Below are 19,259 nucleotides of genomic sequence, written 5' to 3'. Positions count from 1 at the left end.
ATGCCACAGATCGAGAAAAATGAAAACAAGGCACGAAACGAAAGAACCCGGCACAAGGCCGGGTTCCCCTCCTCATCATAAACGAGGCTTATTCATTCTGCCGCGAGCAGCAGTCCCGGTGCTGCATCGCGCACCTTGCTGTCGACGTGATCTTCGAACTTGGTGAAGTTCGTAACGAACATCGACACAAGCTTCTTCGCCTGCGCGTCGTAAGCTGCGCCGTCGGCCCAGGTCGAACGCGGGTCGAGGATCGCGGCATCGACGCCTTCCAGCGACAGGGGCACGGCGAAACCGAAATTCGCATCGGTGCGGAATTCGGCACCCTTCAGCTCGCCGGTGAGGGCTGCCGTCAGAAGCGCGCGGGTCGCCTTGATGGGCATACGCTTGCCGATGCCGTAAGCACCGCCGGTCCAGCCGGTGTTGACCAGCCAGCAGTCCACGCCATGCTTGCCGATCAGCTCACGCAGCAGGTTGCCGTATTCCGCCGGGTGGCGCGGCATGAAGGGTGCGCCGAAGCAGGTGGAGAATGTAGCTTCTGGCTCAGTCACGCCCTTTTCCGTGCCGGCAACCTTTGCCGTGTAGCCGGAAAGGAAGTGGTACATGGCCTGTTCCGGCGTCAGCCGGGCAATGGGCGGCAGCACGCCGAAGGCATCCGCAGTCAGCATGATGATCGTCTTCGGATGACCGGCAATGCCCGTTTCCGATGCATTCGGAATGAAGTGCAGCGGATAGGCACTGCGGGTGTTTTCCGTCAGCGAGTTGTCGTTGAAATCCGGAACACGGTTTTCGTCCAGCACGACGTTTTCGAGAACGGTGCCGAAACGGCGGGTCGCGGCATAGATTTCCGGCTCGGCTTCGGCCGACAGCTTGATCGCCTTGGCGTAGCAGCCGCCTTCGAAATTGAAGATGCCGTGTTCGCCCCAGCCGTGCTCATCGTCGCCGATCAGCGTGCGCGACGGATCAGCCGACAGCGTGGTCTTGCCGGTGCCGGACAGGCCGAAGAACACGGCGGAATCACCCTCGGGACCGACATTGGCCGAGCAATGCATCGGCATGACGCCCTTGGCCGGCAGCAGGTAGTTCAGCACCGTGAAGACCGACTTCTTGTTTTCACCGGCATAGGAGGTACCGCCGATAAGGACGAGACCATTGGTGAGATCGCAGGCGATGACGGTTTCCGAACGGACGCCGTGACGCGCCGGATCAGCCTTGAAGCTCGGCAGATTGATGATGGTCAGCTTCTGTTTGAAGCCTGCCAGTTTCTCCCGCTTCGGGCGGATGAGCAGGTTGCGGATGAACAGCGAATGCCAGGCAAGCTCAGTGACGACACGGGTCGACAGGGCGTTTTCCTCATCGGCACCGCCGATCAGGTCCTGAACATAGAGCGTCTTGCCGGCGGCGTGCGCAAGCATGTCCTGACGCAGCAGCTCGAAGTTTTCCGGCGACAGCGGCTTGTTGTTGTCCCACCAGATAGTGTCTTCGGTGGAAGCGTCGCGGACGACGAATTTGTCCTTCGGAGAACGGCCCGTATGCTGACCGGTAACGGCACGAAGTGCGCCATCCGCCGTCAGCTCGGCTTCGCCGTTGCGGATCGCCTCTTCGTACAATTCGCTTTCGTTGAGGTTATAAAAGACGCGGGAGGCCTCGCCCAGTCCGAGTTCCGCAACTCCATTGGCAGGATTATGAACCCCAAGCTCGTTCATGACGCGTTCCTTGTAAATGACGATAAGGCCGTTGAAATTTTCACGGAAAATACGTGGCGGCTTTTAGAAACGCAAGAGTGAAACTTTAAATAACTTAGTGATTTCAATATATTAATCGATTTAAAAGATTTTATTTCTTTTTAAATCGGTTGAAGACGCATTAGAATCCAGCTGCGGCGTTTTCCCGGAATTGGCCTAGTCACACCAGGCGATTTGGTTGTGAGTTTTCCTTTGCCACAATTTGTTCCACCTTTATACTCATGAGAGTGGCTCGCGGCGCGCAACCTTGGCTGGGTGGATGTCGGGAGTTACGAGAAAATGACGATGGAGACCAACTACATGCAGACGATCGCGCTTGTCGACGACGACCGGAATATTCTCACTTCGGTATCGATCGCGCTCGAAGCCGAAGGCTACCGGGTCGAAACGTATACGGACGGCGCCTCCGCGCTTGACGGACTGATTGCCCGTCCGCCGCAGCTCGCCATTTTCGACATCAAGATGCCGCGCATGGACGGCATGGAGCTTTTGCGGCGTCTTCGCCAGAAATCGGATATACCGGTTATCTTCCTGACCTCCAAGGATGAAGAGATCGACGAATTGTTCGGCCTGAAGATGGGTGCTGACGATTTCATCACAAAACCCTTCTCGCAGCGCCTTCTGGTGGAACGCGTCAAGGCCATCCTGCGCCGCGCCAGCAGCCGCGAGGCTTCCGCTGCGACCGGCGGCAGCACGCTGAAGCCGACGGCTGATCAACAGGCGCGCACGCTCGAACGCGGCCAGCTGGCCATGGATCAGGAACGCCACACCTGCACCTGGAAGGGCGAGCCGGTGACGCTGACCGTTACCGAATTCCTTATCCTGCATTCGCTTGCACAGCGGCCAGGCGTGGTGAAAAGCCGCGACGCGCTGATGGATGCGGCCTACGACGAACAGGTCTATGTTGACGACCGCACGATCGACAGCCACATCAAGCGGCTTCGCAAGAAGTTCAAACTGGTCGATGGTGACTTCGATATGATTGAAACGCTTTATGGCGTAGGATATCGCTTCCGCGAAGCGGCTTGAACGAGCCGCAATCGGGAGAGACCACCGGAATTGTGGTGGCGAGGACATAGACTTGTTGAAGAAAACGCCGGAAACCGTCTCGGACAGTGACGATGCCGAAGATCGCGGCAGCGAACGCCGCCATCGTATCCATCCACTGACGATCGTCCGACGCATTTTTGGCAATGCTGTGTTTTCCAGCCTCACGCGCCGCATCCTCTTCTTCAACGTGGCCGCGACGGTCGTTCTGGTCGGTGGCATTCTCTACCTCAACCAGTTCCGCGAGGGGCTGATCGATGCGCGGGTGGAAAGCCTTTTGACGCAGGGCGAGATCATCGCCGGTGCCATCTCGGCCTCCGCCTCGGTGGATACCAACTCCATCACCATCAATCCGGAAAAGCTGCTGGAATTGCAGGCGGGGCAAAGCATCACGCCCGCCCCCAATGACGAGGACTTGAGTTTCCCGATCAATCCGGAACGGGTGGCGCCGGTGCTGCGCCGGCTGATTTCGCCGACACGGACCCGCGCTCGGCTTTTCGATGCCGATGCCAACCTGCTTCTCGATTCCCGCCATCTCTATTCACGCGGCCAGGTCCTGCGCTTCGATCTGCCGCCGGTGACGCCGGAAACCCAGACCTGGGGTGAATGGTTCACCAGCATGTTCAACCGCATGCTGCAACCGAGCAGCCTGCCGCAATACAAGGAAGCGCCAGGTGGCGACGGCTCGATCTATCCGGAGGTGATGAATGCGCTGACCGGCGTGCGCGGCGCAGTCGTTCGCGTTACGGAAAAGGGTGAGCTGATCGTTTCGGTCGCCGTGCCGGTGCAGCGCTTCCGGGCCGTGCTCGGGGTTCTGCTCCTGTCCACGCAGGCCGGCGATATCGACAAGATCGTGCATGCGGAGCGCCTTGCCATCATGCGCGTGTTCGGCATCGCCACACTCGTCAACATCGTACTTTCCCTTTTGTTGTCATCCACCATCGCCACGCCGCTCCGGCGGCTTTCGGCGGCTGCGATCCGCGTGCGTCGCGGGGCCAGAACCCGTGAAGAAATACCGGACTTTTCGGCGCGTCAGGATGAAATCGGCAACCTTTCCATAGCGCTTCGTGAAATGACGACGGCGCTTTACGACCGTATCGACGCAATCGAAAGTTTCGCCGCCGATGTCAGCCACGAGCTCAAGAACCCGCTGACTTCGCTGCGCAGCGCCGTGGAAACGTTGCCGCGTGCCAAGACGGAGGAGTCCAAACAGCGGTTGACCGAGATCATCTTCCACGATGTCCGCCGCCTCGACCGCCTGATCAGCGATATTTCGGATGCCTCGCGGCTCGATGCCGAACTGGCGCGCGTCGATGCATCGCCGCTGGATCTCGACGTTCTTATGAAGGGTCTGGTGGATATCTCCCGCCAGATCAGCACAAAGAAAAAGAGCGTGGCGATCGACTATGTCGCCGACCGGAAGGCGGGAGCCAAAACCTCCTTCGTCGTGAACGGTCACGATCTTCGCATCGGGCAGATTGTCACCAACCTGATCGAGAATGCACGCTCTTTCGTTTCCGAGGAAAGCGGCCGCATCACCGTGCGCCTTTCCCGTCACAAGGACCGCTGCATCGTGCAGGTGGAAGACAATGGCCCCGGCATTCAGGCCGAGGATATCGACCGGATTTTCGAGCGCTTCTACACCGATCGACCGGCAAGCGAAGGTTTCGGCCAGAATTCCGGCCTTGGCCTTTCCATCAGCCGCCAGATCGCCGAAGCCCATGGCGGCAGCCTCAGGGCAGAAAATGTCGTCGACAAATACGGCGTGATATCAGGCGCGCGCTTCACCCTGTCGCTGCCGGCGGCCGAAACCCATGAACGCTGAACGCTTCAACCTGCACGCAACCGCCATTGTCGTCGACAACACCGGCATTCTTTTCACCGGACCTTCCGGCAGCGGCAAAAGCGAGCTTGCTTTCAGCTTTCTGACGGAGGCGCAACGGTGCGGATTGCCGGCGGCACTGATCGCGGATGATCAGATTTTCGTGTATCGCGACGGCGAAAACATTATCGCCGAGCGGCCGGAGGCAATAGCCGGACTACTGGAATTGCGCGGCAGCGGCATCGTTAACGTCAACAGCGTCCCGAGCGCCGGACTAAATTTCGCCGTTACGACAGTTCTTTCACCGGAAAATCCAAGACTTCCGGAAGATGACGAGGTGTTGTTGCTGCCCTGCGGCGGGCATCTTCCGCTTCTGCGTATTCCGCTTTCCAGTCTTACGCCCTATGGAAAATTTGCTGCACTTGCTCAAAATCTTTTTAAAACGAACGTGAAGTGACCATGATTCAGGCGATTTTAGGCTTGCGATTCGCATTTTCCTCATCAAGATGAAATCCCACCGATGGACAGGATTGCCGCGTTGCGATAGTCGGCAATGAGAGTGCGTGTGCAAGGGAGCATTTCATGATCGGACTAGTGCTTGTCACCCATGGCAAGCTGGCTGAGGAGTTTCGCCATGCGTTGGAGCATGTCGTCGGTCCCCAGAAATTGATCGAGACGGTTTGTATCGGTCCCGAAGACGACATGGATCAGCGCCGGCAGGATATCATCGACGCCGTTACGCGCGTCAATGATGGAAATGGCGTCATTATTCTGACGGATATGTTCGGTGGCACACCGTCCAATCTCGCCATCTCCGTCATGAACAACGGCAATGTCGAAGTCATCGCCGGGGTCAATCTTCCCATGCTGATAAAACTCGCAGGCGTTCGCAGCGAAGACAACATGGACAAGGCGCTCCAGGACGCATCCGACGCCGGTCGCAAATACATCAACGTCGCCAGCCGCGTTTTAAGCGGCAAATAAGAAGTCAGCCCCATGTCGCCTCACTCCCGGGAATTGCCGATCATCAACAAGCGCGGTCTCCACGCCCGGGCATCTGCAAAATTCGTGCAGATGGTCGAGGGTTTCGACGCGACGATTACGGTGTCGAAGGACGGAATGACCGTTGGCGGCACCTCCATCATGGGTCTGATGATGCTGGCGGCCAGCCCGGGATGCAGTGTCTATGTCGAGGCGAGCGGCAACCAGGCGGAAGAGGCGCTCGCCGCACTTGAGGCACTTGTTGCGGACCGCTTCGGCGAAGAAGCCTGACCCCGCCCCCATATAAAGACATAAAGACTTCTTTATATCGTTATTGCCAGATCGTTTTTGGCCTGCTAAACCGCTGCTACGTTTAAAAGCCGGGCCAATAGGCATGGCATTTCTGATCTGGAGAACTTCATGAGCCTTGAGAAGGACTACATCATCGCCGATATCAACCTTGCCGCATTCGGCCGCAAGGAACTGGACATCGCCGAAACCGAAATGCCTGGCCTTATGTCCTGCCGCAAGGAATTCGGCGAGAGCAAGCCCCTGAAGGGCGCACGTATCACCGGTTCTCTTCACATGACGATCCAGACCGGCGTTCTGATCGAGACGCTGAAGGAACTGGGCGCGGACATTCGCTGGGCGTCCTGCAACATCTTCTCGACGCAGGACCATGCCGCAGCAGCCATTGCAGCGGCCGGCATTCCTGTTTTCGCGGTCAAGGGTGAGAGCCTGACGGAATATTGGGAATATACCGACAAGATCTTCCAGTGGACCGATGGCGGCCTCTCCAACATGATCCTCGACGATGGCGGCGATGCCACAATGTACATTCTGCTCGGCGCGCGCGCCGAAGCCGGTGAGGACGTTCTTTCCAACCCCGGTTCGGAAGAAGAGGAAATTCTTTTCGCGCAGATCAACAAGCGCCTCAAGGCTTGCCCCGGCTGGTTCACCAAGCAGCGTGACGCGCTGAAGGGCGTGACGGAAGAAACGACGACAGGCGTTCATCGTCTCTACGATCTTGCCAAGAAGGGCCTCCTGCCCTTCCCGGCCATCAACGTTAACGACAGCGTCACCAAGTCCAAGTTCGACAACAAATACGGCTGCAAGGAATCGCTGGTAGACGGCATTCGCCGCGCAACCGACGTGATGATGGCTGGCAAGGTTGCCGTGGTCTGCGGTTACGGCGATGTCGGCAAGGGTTCCGCCGCCTCGCTGCAGGGCGCTGGCGCCCGCGTGAAGGTCACGGAAATCGACCCGATCTGCGCGCTTCAGGCCGCCATGGACGGTTTCGAGGTCGTTCGCCTGGAAGACGTTGTGTCTTCCGCTGACATCTTCATCACCACCACCGGCAACAAGGACGTTATCCGCATCGAGCACATGCGCGAGATGAAGGACATGGCCATCGTCGGCAATATCGGCCATTTCGACAATGAAATTCAGGTCGCTTCGTTGCGTAACCTCAAGTGGACAAACATCAAGCCGCAGGTCGACATGATCGAGTTCCCGAAGGGCAACCGCATCATCCTGCTGTCCGAAGGCCGCCTGCTGAACCTTGGCAATGCCACAGGTCACCCTTCGTTCGTCATGTCGGCGTCGTTCACCAACCAGGTGCTGGGCCAGATCGAGCTTTTCACCAAGCCGGGTGAATACAAGAACGAAGTCTACGTGCTGCCGAAGCACCTCGACGAAAAGGTTGCACGCCTTCATCTCGAGAAGCTTGGCGTGCGCCTGACCGAACTTTCCGACCTTCAGGCTGATTATATCGGCATCTCGAAGCAGGGTCCGTTCAAGGCAGAACACTACAGATATTAATTTCATAGTTAATATCCACTGAAATTACACAATATGTAGATGCCGTGCGCTTGACAAAGCGCACGGCATCTTTTTTGCGCGCTCCCTTTCCGCAGATTTATGAAGACGGTATTGTCATCGAACTTGATTCGGACACGCCATAGGGCGGCGGGGACGAAATGGGATGTCTTGTCGAAGATGCGGCACATAGGACGGAGACAGACCGGGGATGACGGTTCACAATTCGGATCTGCGCGAGCAGACAGTTCAACGCGTTGAAAACACGCATGCTGGCGTGGCATTGGGCGCGGCCATGGCGCGTTGCCGGCTGGCGATCAGTGCTGTGCGGACAAGATTTTCGCGGCTTCCCGTCCTGATGTCCGGCACGGTTCTCGCCGGCTCTGCAAATGTGGCGCTGGCGCAGGACGGTCTTGTCGCAAAGACCGGCGCGCGGCTGTTTTCATCCGGAGAAACCATCACCTATTCGCTTTTTGTCGGCATGCTTTCGGCCACGCTATTTTCCGTCGTCTGGCTGGTGCGCCAACGCGGTAATATCGAGGCGGAGAGCGGTGAATACCGCAAGGCGCTGGCAGAATCCCACCACAAGATCGCGAAATACGAGGCGCTTATCTCCGACAAGAGCCGGCGCATCGTCATCTGGGACGGCGTGGACAAGCGCCCCGAATTCCTGGGGCAACTGCCCGTAGAGACGGGCGCACCGCAGGCGGATCACGATTTTCTGGCCTTCGGGCGCTGGCTGAAGCCATCATCCGCGAGCCAGCTTGAAAAATCCCTCGAAAAACTTCGCAGCCACGCACAGAGTTTCGATCTGACCATCGAAACGCAGCGCGGCGAAGTCATTGAAGTTCAAGGCCGGGTTTCCGGCGGCAATGCCTTCGCGCGGTTCGTCGCCCTCAACAACCTGCGCGCCGAACTGGCCGAATTGCAGGTGGAGCGCGAGCGCCTGATCGCCTCGGTCTCCACCTTTCAGGAACTTCTCGATTCGATCGAACAGCCCGTCTGGCGGCGCAATGGCGAAGGCGAACTCATATGGGTGAACCACGCCTATGCGCACGCTGTGGATGCGCGCGATGCCGAACAGACCATTCAGGAGAAACGCGAGCTTCTGAACACCGTTACCCGGCAGAAGATACGTGCGGCCGCTACGCCGAGTTCCCCCTATCACGATCGCATTTCGACGGTGGTTTCCGGAAACCGTACCTTCTTCGACGTTGTCGATATCAAGACGGCGGGCGGTTCTGCAGGCATCGCCATCGATGCTACCGAAGCGGAAACCACCCGCGAGGAAATGAAACGGGTTCTGAAAAGCCACGCCGAAACGCTGGATCATCTCGCAACGCCCGTCGCCATTTTCGACGGCCGGCAGCGGCTGCAATTCTACAATCAGGCCTTTGCCAGCCTGTGGGGATTCGATCTGGTTTTCCTGGAATCCGGCCCCGATAATTCCGAGATTCTCGACAGGCTGCGCACCGCCGGCAAATTGCCCGAGCAGCTGAACTGGAAAAACTGGAAAGAGACGGCACTCTCCGTTTACCGCTCTCTCGATACCAAGACCGATCTGTGGCACCTGCCCAACGGCCAGACGTTGCGGGTTATCGCGACCGCCCACCCGCAGGGTGGCGCGACATGGGTCTTCGAGAACCTGACCGAACAGGTCGATCTGCAGATGCGTTACAACACCTTGGTGAAGGTGCAGGGCGAAACCATCGACCATCTGGCCGAAGGTGTTGCAGTGTTTGGTGCGGACGGACGTATTCGCCTTTCCAACCCGGCATTCAGGGCCCTCTGGGGCGTTACCGCCGAGCAGGCGGAAACTGGAACCCACATCCGCGCCGTTGAGGCCGCCTGCACGCAATCCTACGACAAGCCGGATGGCTGGCGCTCTTTCAGCCAGTTCATCACCAGCTTTGACGATGAACGCCCGTCGAGGCAGGGAACGCTGGAGCTACTCTCCGGCCTCGTCTTAGACTACGCCATTATTCCGCTGCCGGATGCGCAGACCATGCTGACATTCGTCAACATGACTGACAGCGTGCGGGCCGAGCGGGCGCTCAAGGAAAAGAACGACGCACTGCTCAAGGCCGACGAGCTGAAGAACGATTTCGTGCAGCACGTCTCTTATGAGTTGCGCTCGCCGCTGACCAATATCATTGGCTTCACCGATCTCCTGAAGACCCCGGGTATTGGAGAATTGACGGACCGGCAGGCAGAATATCTCGACCATATTTCCACCTCTTCCTCGGTTCTTCTGACCATCGTCAACGACATCCTCGATCTCGCGACCGTCGATGCTGGCATCATGCAGCTGAACTATTCGGAAAACGATCTCAACGAATTGCTCGATGACGTTTCGGTGCAGATTGCCGACCGGCTACAGGAAAGCGGTATTTCGCTCGAGATCGTCGCACCCGCGCATCTCGGTAGTCTGGTGGCGGATCACCAGCGCCTGAAGCAGATCCTCATCAAGCTCCTCACCAATGCAATCAATTTTGCGCCGGAAGGGTCTTCCGTTCAGCTTTCATGCCAGCGCAGCGAGGGTGACTTCCTGTTCTCGGTGGCAGACAAGGGACCGGGTATCCCCGAAGACATGCTCAAGGCCGTGTTTGACCGCTTCGAGACGCGCGGCAACGGCGGACGGCGGACCGGCGCTGGCCTTGGCCTTTCTATAGTGGAAAGCTTCGTCAGCCTCCATCACGGCACTGTCAGCATCGACAGCCGGCCCGGCAACGGCACCATCGTCACCTGCCGCATTCCTTCGGGCGTGCACCCGCATTCCATCGCCGCAGAATGAGTGACGATATCCTGCCGATCACCCTTTCCCTTAATGGGGAGAAGGACACCATCCGGTTAGGCGAAGATCTGGCGCTGGCTTTGGGAGCTGGCGATTGCCTCGCGCTGATCGGAGATCTCGGCGCGGGCAAATCCACTCTCGCCCGCGCCTTCATCCGGGCGATGGCGGATGCACCTGATCTTGAAGTTCCAAGCCCCACATTCACGATCATCCAGACCTATCCAACACGTATTCCCGTTGCCCATCTTGATCTGTACCGACTGTCTGACGTCTCGGAACTGGACGAACTCGGCATCGACGAGATGCTGGAAGACGGTATCTGCCTGATCGAGTGGCCTGATATTGCCGCCGACATCCTACCGCCAAACCAGACCATCAGCCTGCGGCTGGAGCACTCCGGTGACGGGCGTCGGGCTGTAATCGATGCTCCCGCGAAACAGAAAGCACGGCTTGAGCGCGTTTTTGCCATTCGCGATTTTCTTGCGAAAAATGGCAAGGGCGATGCGACCCGCCATTTCCTAAGCGGCGATGCTTCCACACGCGCCTATGAGATCATTTCCACCGATGGTCCGGACCTTATCCTGATGGACTGGCGACGCCCTTTGAGAGGTGCGATCGTTGCTGATGGCAAGACCTATGCGGAAATCGCCCATCTTGCCCAGGATGCCCGTTCCTTCGTGGCGATCGGCAATTATCTGCGAAATAGCGGCTTTTGCGCGCCTGAAATACTGGCGGCGGATACCGATCAGGGCATTCTCCTCCTGGAGGACCTCGGGCGGGATGGGGTGCTTGCGCTTGACGGAACGCCGATAGAGGAACGTTATCTGCAAAGCGTCGCCTGCCTCGCCGCCCTTCACAAATCTCCGGCACCGCGCAAGCTGCTGGTCGGTGACGGCAGCACCTACGAAGTGCCTCCTTTCGATCGACCGGCGATGAAGATCGAGGTGTCGCTGCTGGTGGAATGGTATCTGCCCCACAAACGCGGCAAATCACTGTCCGATACCGAGAAGCGTGACTATTATGCTCTCTGGGACGGCCTGATAGACGCGCTCAGTGGCTGCGAAAGCGGGCTACTTCTGCGCGATTTCCATTCGCCCAACATTCTCTGGCAAGAGCATAATGCAGGCATCCGGCAAGTCGGACTGATCGATTTTCAAGACGCGATGATCGGCCCGACGGCCTACGATCTCGCCTCCATCGTGCAGGATGCGCGGGTTACCATTTCGCCCGAACTGCAGGAACGCCTGCTTTCGCACTATCTCGACATTAGACGAGACGAGCCGTCCTTCGATGAGGCGTCCTTTCTCAAGGCTTTCGCCATCATGTCGGCGCAGCGCAACTGCAAACTGGCCGGTATCTGGGTAAGGCTGTTGGAACGCGATGGCAAACCCGGTTATATGAAACATATGCCAAGGACGTTTCGCTATCTTTCCGCAGCGCTTTCGCATCCCGAACTTGCACCGCTCAAAGACTGGTGCGTCCATATGGGCATGGAATTTTAAAGACTGAAAGACGGTTGACCACGATGACGATCAAGAACGCGATGGTGCTGGCCGCCGGGCTCGGCACCCGGATGCGCCCGATCACGGATACGATCCCGAAACCGCTCGTCAAGATCGCCGGCAAACCGATGATCGACTACGCGCTCGACGCCCTTGTCGAGGCCGGCGCCGAGAAGATCGTCGTCAACGTCCATCACCATGCCGATCAGATGATCGCCCATCTTGAAACCCGTACCGACGCCGAAATCCTGATTTCCGACGAGCGGTCGCAGCTGATGAATTCAGGTGGCGGACTTGCCAAGGGCCTGAAACTTCTGGAGCCAGGTCCCGTCTTCGTGATGAATGCCGATCTTTTCTGGATTGGCGAACAGCTGAATGCCGTCAGCAACCTGCGCAAGCTTGCGCAATTCTTCGATGCCACGCGCATGGATATGGCGATGCTCTGCGTCGATATGGACCGTACCACCGGTCATAACGGCAAGAGGGATTTCAACCTCTCGTCGGATGGTAGACTGGCGCGGTATCGCGACGGGGACACGAACCCGGTGGTTTACGCCGGGGCCATTGCCATGGATTCGCACCTGCTGGATGATGCGCCGGGGGATGCTTTCAACCTGAATATCTATTTCGACAGCGCCATCGAGAAAGACCGGCTTTTCGGGCTTTCACTGGATGGCCACTGGATCACCGTCGGCACTCCCGATGCGATAGACGATGCCGAAAGTATCATCCGGCAATACAGGGAAAAGCGCTCTGCATGACTTTGACCCATCACGCAAAGCGCGTCCTGACGATCGCTGCGGGAACACCGTTCCTCAAAACGCTCGCGGAAACGCTGTGTGACGGGACACTGACAGCCGGCTATAAATATGACCCTGCGGATCCGCTTTCGCTTGCCAAGGTGACGATCTATGTTCCGACCCGGCGCTCCGCCCGCGTGCTGCGCTCAGAGTTTGTCGATCTTCTGGGCGGCCGTTCCGCCATTTTGCCACTGATCCGGCCGCTCGGCGAAACCGATGACGACAGCGGCTTCTTCGAGATCGAAAATCCTGAGATCATGGATCTGGCGCCGCCGATTTCCGGCACCGGCCGGCAAATCGAGCTGGCGCGCCTCATTCTGGCATGGCGCAACAGCCTGCCGGACGCCATCAGGGCCATCCATTCGGACTCACCACTGGTCGCCCCCGCCAGCCCTGCCGACGCCATATGGCTGGCGCGCGCGCTTGGCGAAGTGATCGATGCGATGGATACGGAAGAAAAAGAATGGGAGGCGCTCGCGCATCTCGATACCGGCGATCACGCCCAATGGTGGCAGCTGACGGCGGATTTCCTGAAAATCGCCAGCGTGTTCTGGCCCGCCCGTCTTGCCGAACTCAATCGAACTTCCGCAGGCCGACATCGCAACGGTATCCTGAGGGCAGAGGCGAACCGGCTTGCCAACCTGCCGGACACCGGACCGATCATCGTTGCGGGCTCCACGGGCTCAATTCCGGCAGCAGCAGACCTTATCGCCTCTGTCGCCTCCCTGCCCCAGGGCGTCGTCGTGCTTCCGGGCCTCGATCTTACGATGCCGGAGGGACAATGGGAGGCTATTGCCGAGGACCCTACCGATCCTTCAAGCCGCACCCATTCGCAATACGGGCTCTACATGCTGTTGCAGAAGCTCGATATCATGCGAGACGATGTCGTTCAGATCGGCGCTATCGATAGCGATCTTGAAAAACGCGCGGCGGTTTTTTCGGCAGCACTTGCTCCTGCCAAATCCACCAGCGACTGGAACCGCTGGCGTGAGGACAAGCAACCCGGATTTTTCGACGATGCTTTTGCGGCAGCGACCCTGATAGAAGCTGCCAACGAACGCGAAGAGGCTACCGCAATTGCGGTGGCGCTGCGGCTGGCGCTTGAAGCGCCGGGCGCTGGCCGCCCGTCTCAGGCCGCGCTGATCACGCCCGATCGCGGACTGGCCAGGCGCGTGGCGACGGAATTGCAGCGCTTCGGTATCGAAGCCGACGATTCCGCCGGTACGCCGCTTTCCGCCACGCCGCAGGCCGGACTGACCCAACTCGCACTGGAAGCGATCCTCAGGTCCGGAGATCCGGTGCCGGTCATTTCCCTTCTGAAACATCCGCTCAGCCGTTTCGGGCTTTCGCTGGAGGCTTATACAAAAGCATCAAAGGCGCTGGAATTGATCGCACTTAGAGGCGGCCGCGTCGAAACCGAAATCGGCAATCTGGAGGCGGTTCTCGATGCGCAACTGGCGGCGCAGCGTGATGACCGGCATCCGCCTGCCTGGAGGCTGGCACTGCCCGAGGGAAGCGTAGACGCCGCGCGCGATCTGGCACGCCGAATCGCCGTTTCGACAGAGCCGCTTGGCAGCGCATTCGTTCGTCGCGACCGCTCAGGCCGGTCTTTCACGGACAAATTGCCGCTTTCCGATTGGGCCGAGCGGACGGGCCGGGTGATCGAAGCCATCTGCGCGGATGACAACAACGATCTTGCCACTCTCTGGTCCGGCGAGGCAGGCGACAAGCTTTCCGGCCTGTTTGGCGAATTGATGGAAAGCGGCGAAATCCTGGATGCGGATGGTCCGCAATGGGCTGATATCTTCGCGGCACTGGTGGCTGGCGAATCGATCAAGCCGCGATCCATGCGCCATCCTCGCATTTTTATTTTCGGTGCCCTTGAGGCACGACTGCAAAGCGTCGACACTGTCGTGATCGGCGGTCTCAATGAAGGGCTTTGGCCGGGCCAGACGGCAAACAACCCGTTTCTGTCCCGCAACATGAAGACAGCCATCGGTCTGGAACCGCCGGAGCGGCGCATCGGCCAGCTGGCGCACGATTTCGAGATGGCGAACGGGACACGGCAGATTTTCTACAGCCGCGCGCTCAGACAGGGCTCGACACCCGCAGTCGCATCACGCTGGCTGCAACGGTTGCTGGCACTCGGCGGCGAGGATTTTGCCGACCAGCTGAAGAAGCGCGGCGAGACCTATCGCCACTGGGCAGCCCTGATGGATGCGAGCATCGACCAGGAAGCAGCAAAGCGCCCTGCCCCCAAACCGCCGGCCGACTTGCAGCCGAAGAGCTATTCCTTCAGCGAAGTGGGCAGGCTGCGCCGTGACCCCTATTCGATCTACGCGCGGCGTATCCTGAAGCTCAACCCGCTTGATGGCTTCAACCGCGATCCCAATGCCGCCGACCGTGGCACGCTCTATCATGCAATCATCGAGCGCTATTCCCGCGAGGGGCATATTCCCGGCACACCGGCATCGCTCGAGGCCATGCAGCGTATTCTGGATGAAAGTTTCGACGCGGAAGATCTTCCTGCACATGTCGATGTCATCTGGCGCCCGCGATTCGAGGCGGTGGCACGCGCCTTCATCGACTGGGAGAAAGAACGACATCCATCCATCCGCCGCAGCTTTTTCGAGGCGCGTGCCGGACAGGAAATCCCCGAGGCAGGAATAAGGCTGACCGGCATCGCCGACCGCATAGATATCAAGACCGGCGGTCAGGCGGATATTATCGACTACAAAACGGGGCTTGCGCCTTCAGTCAATCAGGCGCGCGCGCTGCTCGACCCCCAGCTCGCGCTGGAAGCGGCAGCACTGATGCGGGGCGCCTTCCGCGAGGCGGGTTCGCAGACACCTGAAAACCTTATCTATGTGCGCCTGCGGCCGGGTACCCGTTTTTTTGCCGACCAGGTTAACAACGAACACTCCAACCGGGGTGGCAAAAAAGCACCGAAATCGGCAATTGAGCTGGCAACCGAATCAATCGATCAGCTGGCCAAGTTCGTGCGTTCGCTGCGTGATGGCGAAAACGGCTTTGCCTCGCGGCTGGTGCCGGAGGAGCAACAATCCTACGGTGGGGAATATGACCACCTCGCCCGCGTTTCGGAATGGTCGACGGCAGAACCGGGAGACGGCGATGATGATTGACCCTATCGATCACGGGCCTGCCACGGACACCCCGCAAAGCTGGATAGACTGGACGAGCGACCGACAGCGGCTCGCCTCCGATCCGGCAAGTTCCGCCTGGGTTTCGGCCAATGCCGGCTCCGGCAAGACCCATGTGCTGACCCAGCGCGTCATCCGTCTACTTCTGGCCGGGTGCCGACCCTCCGCAATTCTGTGCCTCACCTATACCAAGGCAGCGGCGTCCGAAATGTCGAGCCGCGTTTTCGACCGTCTGGCGGAATGGGCTACGTTGCCGGATAACGATCTTGGGGATCGCGTCGCTGCCATCGAAGGAAAGATGCCGGATCGCATCAAGCTGGCCGAAGCGCGGCGGCTGTTCGCCAAGGCGCTGGAAACGCCCGGTGGGCTGAAGATCCAGACGATCCACGCCTTCTGCGAAGCCTTGTTGCATCAGTTCCCGCTGGAGGCCAATGTCGCCGGCCACTTCTCCGTGCTTGATGACCGCGCCGCAACAACCCTGCTGGCTGAGGCACGTCGGTCGCTTTTAACGGCGGTTTCGACGGAGGGAGACACCGATCTCGCGCAGTCTCTCGCTTATGTGCTTGATTTGGCGGACGAAAGCGGGCTCGAATCGCTACTCACCGCCATCATCGCCAATCGCAGCGCCCTTCGTGCCTTTTTGATCGATGCAAAACAGGCTGATGGCATCGATGCCCAATTGCGGCAGGCAATGCAGATAGACGCGGGTGAAACCGAAGAAACGGCAGCGGCGGCATTCTGGCCCTTGCCCGGTCTCTCGGGGCTTTCCCTCGATACCTATCTGACGCTTGCCGATGAAGTGGGCGGATCGCGCGTCATAGATGTCGCTTATGCCCTGCGGGAAGCGAAACGGCAGACGGATTCCGTGCGGCGCATGGAATTCATCGAAGCTGCGCTGTTGACAGCCAAGGGCGAGAAAAAATCCGATGCCTATGTCATCAACAAGGGCATGCAGAAATCCGCACCCGATCTCGTCGACGCGCTGACGCTTGCGCGGGACCATGTCGTGGCCTGTCGCAACCGCTATCGTCTGGTGCGAATGCTGGAGGCGACGAAATGCGCGCTTGTTCTGGCTGAGAGACTGATCGGCGATTTCGAGGATCTGAAAAAGCAGCGAAGCCAGCTCGATTTTGAGGATCTGATCGAGCGCGCCGCCAATCTCCTCAACCGCGATACGGCGGGCGCCTGGGTGCATTACAAGCTAGATCAGGGTATCGACCATATTCTCGTCGATGAGGCGCAGGATACCAGCCCTGTGCAATGGTCGATCATCCAGTCGCTGGCGGCGGACTTCTTCAGCGGCGAGAGCGCCCGCATGGGGCGGCGCACGCTTTTTGCCGTGGGTGATGAAAAGCAATCGATCTATTCGTTCCAGGGCGCACGACCGGAGCGGTTTTCGCAGGAGCGCGACGAGACCAAAAGGCGTGTCGATTCGGTGGAGCAGGCATTTCACCGCATCCGCCTGCCGCTGTCCTTCCGTTCCACGGAAGATGTGCTGGCCGCCGTCGATCAGGTCTTTTCGGACCCTAAAAATGCCAGCGGCCTCAGCGCCGATAACGAGCCAGTCGAACACCGCTCCAACCGCGCCGGCCACCCCGGCACCGTGGAAGTCTGGGATATGGTGGCGCCGGAAACCGCCGAGGACGAAGAAGACTGGACGGCACCTTTCGATGCACTTCGGGAAAGCGCGCCGGCCACCATCGTTGCCCGCCGGATCGCCGCGCGCATTGCCGGCATGATCGGCAACCAGACAATCATCGAAAAGGGCGTGGAACGCGCTATTGAGCCCGGCGATATTCTTGTGTTGGTCAGAAAACGCCATGCTTTCGTCAATGCGCTGACCCGTGAGCTGAAACGGCGCAAGAATATTCCAGTCGCCGGTGCCGACCGTCTTCGCCTGACCGATCACATCGCCGTGCAGGACCTTCTGGCGCTTGGCCGTTTTGTCGTGCTGCCTGAGGATGACCTTTCTCTGGCCGCGCTGTTGAAAAGCCCGCTTTTCAATCTCTCCGAAGACGATGTTTTCGATGTCGCTGCCACGCGATCCGATACGGAGAGCGTGTGGCAAAGATTGCAGACGCTTTCGCAAGACGAGAACAGCCGCTTCTTCGCAATCGCCAACAAGCTTAAGAACTTTATCGGGCTTTCGAAAACGGCAACGGTGCATGATTTCTTCGCTGCGGTTCTGACCCTGCATGACGGGCGCAAAAAATTCCTGGGTCGTCTCGGCAACGAGGCGAGCGATGTTCTGGACGAGTTCCTGTCCTTTGCGCTTGACCATGAAAGGACCGGCTTGCCCGGCCTGCAAGCCTTCCTATCCGTTCTGGAAACGGATTCGCCGGAGGTGAAACGCGAACAGGACAAGGATCGCGGTGAAGTGCGGATCATGACCGTGCACGCCTCCAAGGGTCTTGAAGCGCCGGTCGTTTTTGTGGTCGATGGCGGTTCGAAGGCCTTCAACCACAGCCATGTCCCTAAACTGCGCTTCGTCGAAGCAGACGGGGACGCCTTCCCCGTCTGGCTGCCTGGCAGCGGTTTTTCCAATCATCTCATTCGCGCCGATGAGGAACGCCTGAAGACGGCCGCGGAAGACGAATATCGCCGGCTGCTTTATGTGGCGATGACACGTGCCGCCGATCATCTGGTCGTTTGCGGTTATCGCGGCCAGAAGGAAAATCCCGAATGCTGGCACGCCATCGTCAAGGCAGCACTCGCCGACAATGAAAAGCACTGCCAACCGCAACAGTTTATGGCCGATGGTGAAGAGTGGCAGGGGCTTGTCTGGCGCAAGTCCGATGCTCGTTCGACCCCCGCTCCGCAAAGGCTGCCTGAACCACAGACGCAAGAAGAATATGCTCTTCCGGCGGGGCTTCTTACCCCCTTGCCCGCCCTGCCATCATTGCCGAGGCCACTCAGCCCTTCCGGCGCGGGCACCATCATTGATGACGGTGCGGACGATCTTGCTGTGCGTTCGCCGCTTTTCGGCGAAAAAGCCGATGTCTCCTCACTGGCATTGCAACGCGGTCGGTTGGTGCATCGCATGCTGCAGGCCCTGCCGGATTTTGCCGAGAGTGAGCGGGAAGAGGCAGCCCGCCGCTATGCCGAACGCGCCGCACGGTTCTGGCCGACTGCCGAGCGCGAACATCTGATACGGGCGGTTTTGCGGGTCATGTCCGAACCAGCGGTGCAGCCGGCATTTTCGCCCAATAGCCGCGCAGAAGTTTCCACTATGGGGACCATGACGATCGGCAGGCAGCATTATGCGGTTTCCGGCCGTATCGACCGGCTGGCAGTGGATGGCGACCGCGTCATTCTGGTCGATTACAAGACGAACCGAGTTCCGCCGCGCGACGCGCACGAGATACCCTTCTCCCACACGGCACAGCTTGCCATCTATCGCGAAATTCTGTCACCGCTTTATCCCGGCAAGGAATTTGTCTGCGCGCTGATTTATACGGAAAATGCCGCTTTTATGACGGTTGGTGACGATGCCATGATGCAAGCCCTTGCCGCAATAAAGACAAAGTGAGATACCGGGGCATTGAAATTTCGACGCGCCCGCATCACATCGATAGTGGAAAAGATTCACTGA

12 protein-coding genes are annotated in these 19,259 nt (G+C 58.9%); 11 read left to right on the top strand and 1 reads right to left on the bottom strand.

Annotated features, from left to right (window positions below):
- Positions 1–92: 92 nt before the first annotated feature.
- The gene (locus G6L97_RS12295) at positions 93–1,703 is read right to left on the bottom strand and encodes a phosphoenolpyruvate carboxykinase (RefSeq protein ID WP_003516305.1); all 1,611 of its coding nucleotides are present in this window, start codon (positions 1,701–1,703) and stop codon (positions 93–95) included.
- 339 nt (positions 1,704–2,042) lie between these two features.
- On the opposite strand from G6L97_RS12295, the gene chvI reads away from it, so the two are divergent.
- From chvI to addA, 11 genes are all read left to right on the top strand, one after another.
- Entirely contained in the window at positions 2,043–2,771 is a 729-nt protein-coding gene (gene chvI, locus G6L97_RS12290) for a two-component system response regulator ChvI (protein WP_003516307.1), read from the top strand.
- 52 nt (positions 2,772–2,823) lie between these two features.
- Positions 2,824–4,614: a two-component system sensor histidine kinase ChvG gene (gene chvG, locus G6L97_RS12285; RefSeq protein WP_013635194.1), complete on the top strand. Its 1,791-nt coding sequence runs from the start codon at positions 2,824–2,826 to the stop codon at positions 4,612–4,614.
- Positions 4,604–5,068, top strand: coding sequence for an HPr kinase/phosphorylase (locus G6L97_RS12280; protein ID WP_013635193.1), 465 nt, complete (start codon positions 4,604–4,606; stop codon positions 5,066–5,068). Before chvG ends, G6L97_RS12280 begins: the two co-directional genes overlap by 11 nt.
- 125 nt (positions 5,069–5,193) lie before the next feature.
- Positions 5,194–5,595: a PTS sugar transporter subunit IIA gene (locus G6L97_RS12275; RefSeq protein ID WP_003516318.1), complete on the top strand. Its 402-nt coding sequence runs from the start codon at positions 5,194–5,196 to the stop codon at positions 5,593–5,595.
- Between the two features lie 12 nt (positions 5,596–5,607).
- Positions 5,608–5,883 carry an HPr family phosphocarrier protein gene (locus G6L97_RS12270; RefSeq protein WP_003516321.1) on the top strand — a complete coding sequence of 92 codons (276 nt, stop codon included), beginning with the start codon at positions 5,608–5,610 and terminating at the stop codon, positions 5,881–5,883.
- A 129-nt stretch (positions 5,884–6,012) separates the two neighbouring features.
- Complete coding sequence (ahcY, locus tag G6L97_RS12265) at positions 6,013–7,413, top strand: adenosylhomocysteinase (RefSeq protein WP_174002936.1); 1,401 nt, start codon at positions 6,013–6,015, stop codon at positions 7,411–7,413.
- A gap of 208 nt (positions 7,414–7,621) precedes the next feature.
- Positions 7,622–10,204: a sensor histidine kinase gene (locus G6L97_RS12260; RefSeq protein ID WP_111782506.1), complete on the top strand. Its 2,583-nt coding sequence runs from the start codon at positions 7,622–7,624 to the stop codon at positions 10,202–10,204.
- The gene (gene tsaE / locus G6L97_RS12255) at positions 10,201–11,706 is read left to right on the top strand and encodes a tRNA (adenosine(37)-N6)-threonylcarbamoyltransferase complex ATPase subunit type 1 TsaE (protein ID WP_111782507.1); all 1,506 of its coding nucleotides are present in this window, start codon (positions 10,201–10,203) and stop codon (positions 11,704–11,706) included. Before G6L97_RS12260 ends, tsaE begins: the two co-directional genes overlap by 4 nt.
- Before the next feature lie 23 nt (positions 11,707–11,729).
- Positions 11,730–12,467 carry a nucleotidyltransferase family protein gene (locus tag G6L97_RS12250; RefSeq protein WP_065660019.1) on the top strand — a complete coding sequence of 246 codons (738 nt, stop codon included), beginning with the start codon at positions 11,730–11,732 and terminating at the stop codon, positions 12,465–12,467.
- Positions 12,464–15,649: a double-strand break repair protein AddB gene (gene addB, locus G6L97_RS12245; protein WP_174002934.1), complete on the top strand. Its 3,186-nt coding sequence runs from the start codon at positions 12,464–12,466 to the stop codon at positions 15,647–15,649. Before G6L97_RS12250 ends, addB begins: the two co-directional genes overlap by 4 nt.
- A complete protein-coding gene (gene addA / locus G6L97_RS12240) occupies positions 15,639–19,196 on the top strand; it encodes a double-strand break repair helicase AddA (RefSeq protein WP_174002932.1) in 3,558 nt (1,185 codons plus the stop codon). The genes addB and addA overlap by 11 nt, the downstream gene beginning before the upstream one ends.
- Positions 19,197–19,259 lie beyond the last annotated feature (63 nt).

The sequence above is a fragment of the Agrobacterium tumefaciens genome (assembly GCF_013318015.2).
Lineage (GTDB): Bacteria > Pseudomonadota > Alphaproteobacteria > Rhizobiales > Rhizobiaceae > Agrobacterium > Agrobacterium tumefaciens.
This window is presented reverse-complemented; position numbering and strand designations above follow the sequence as displayed.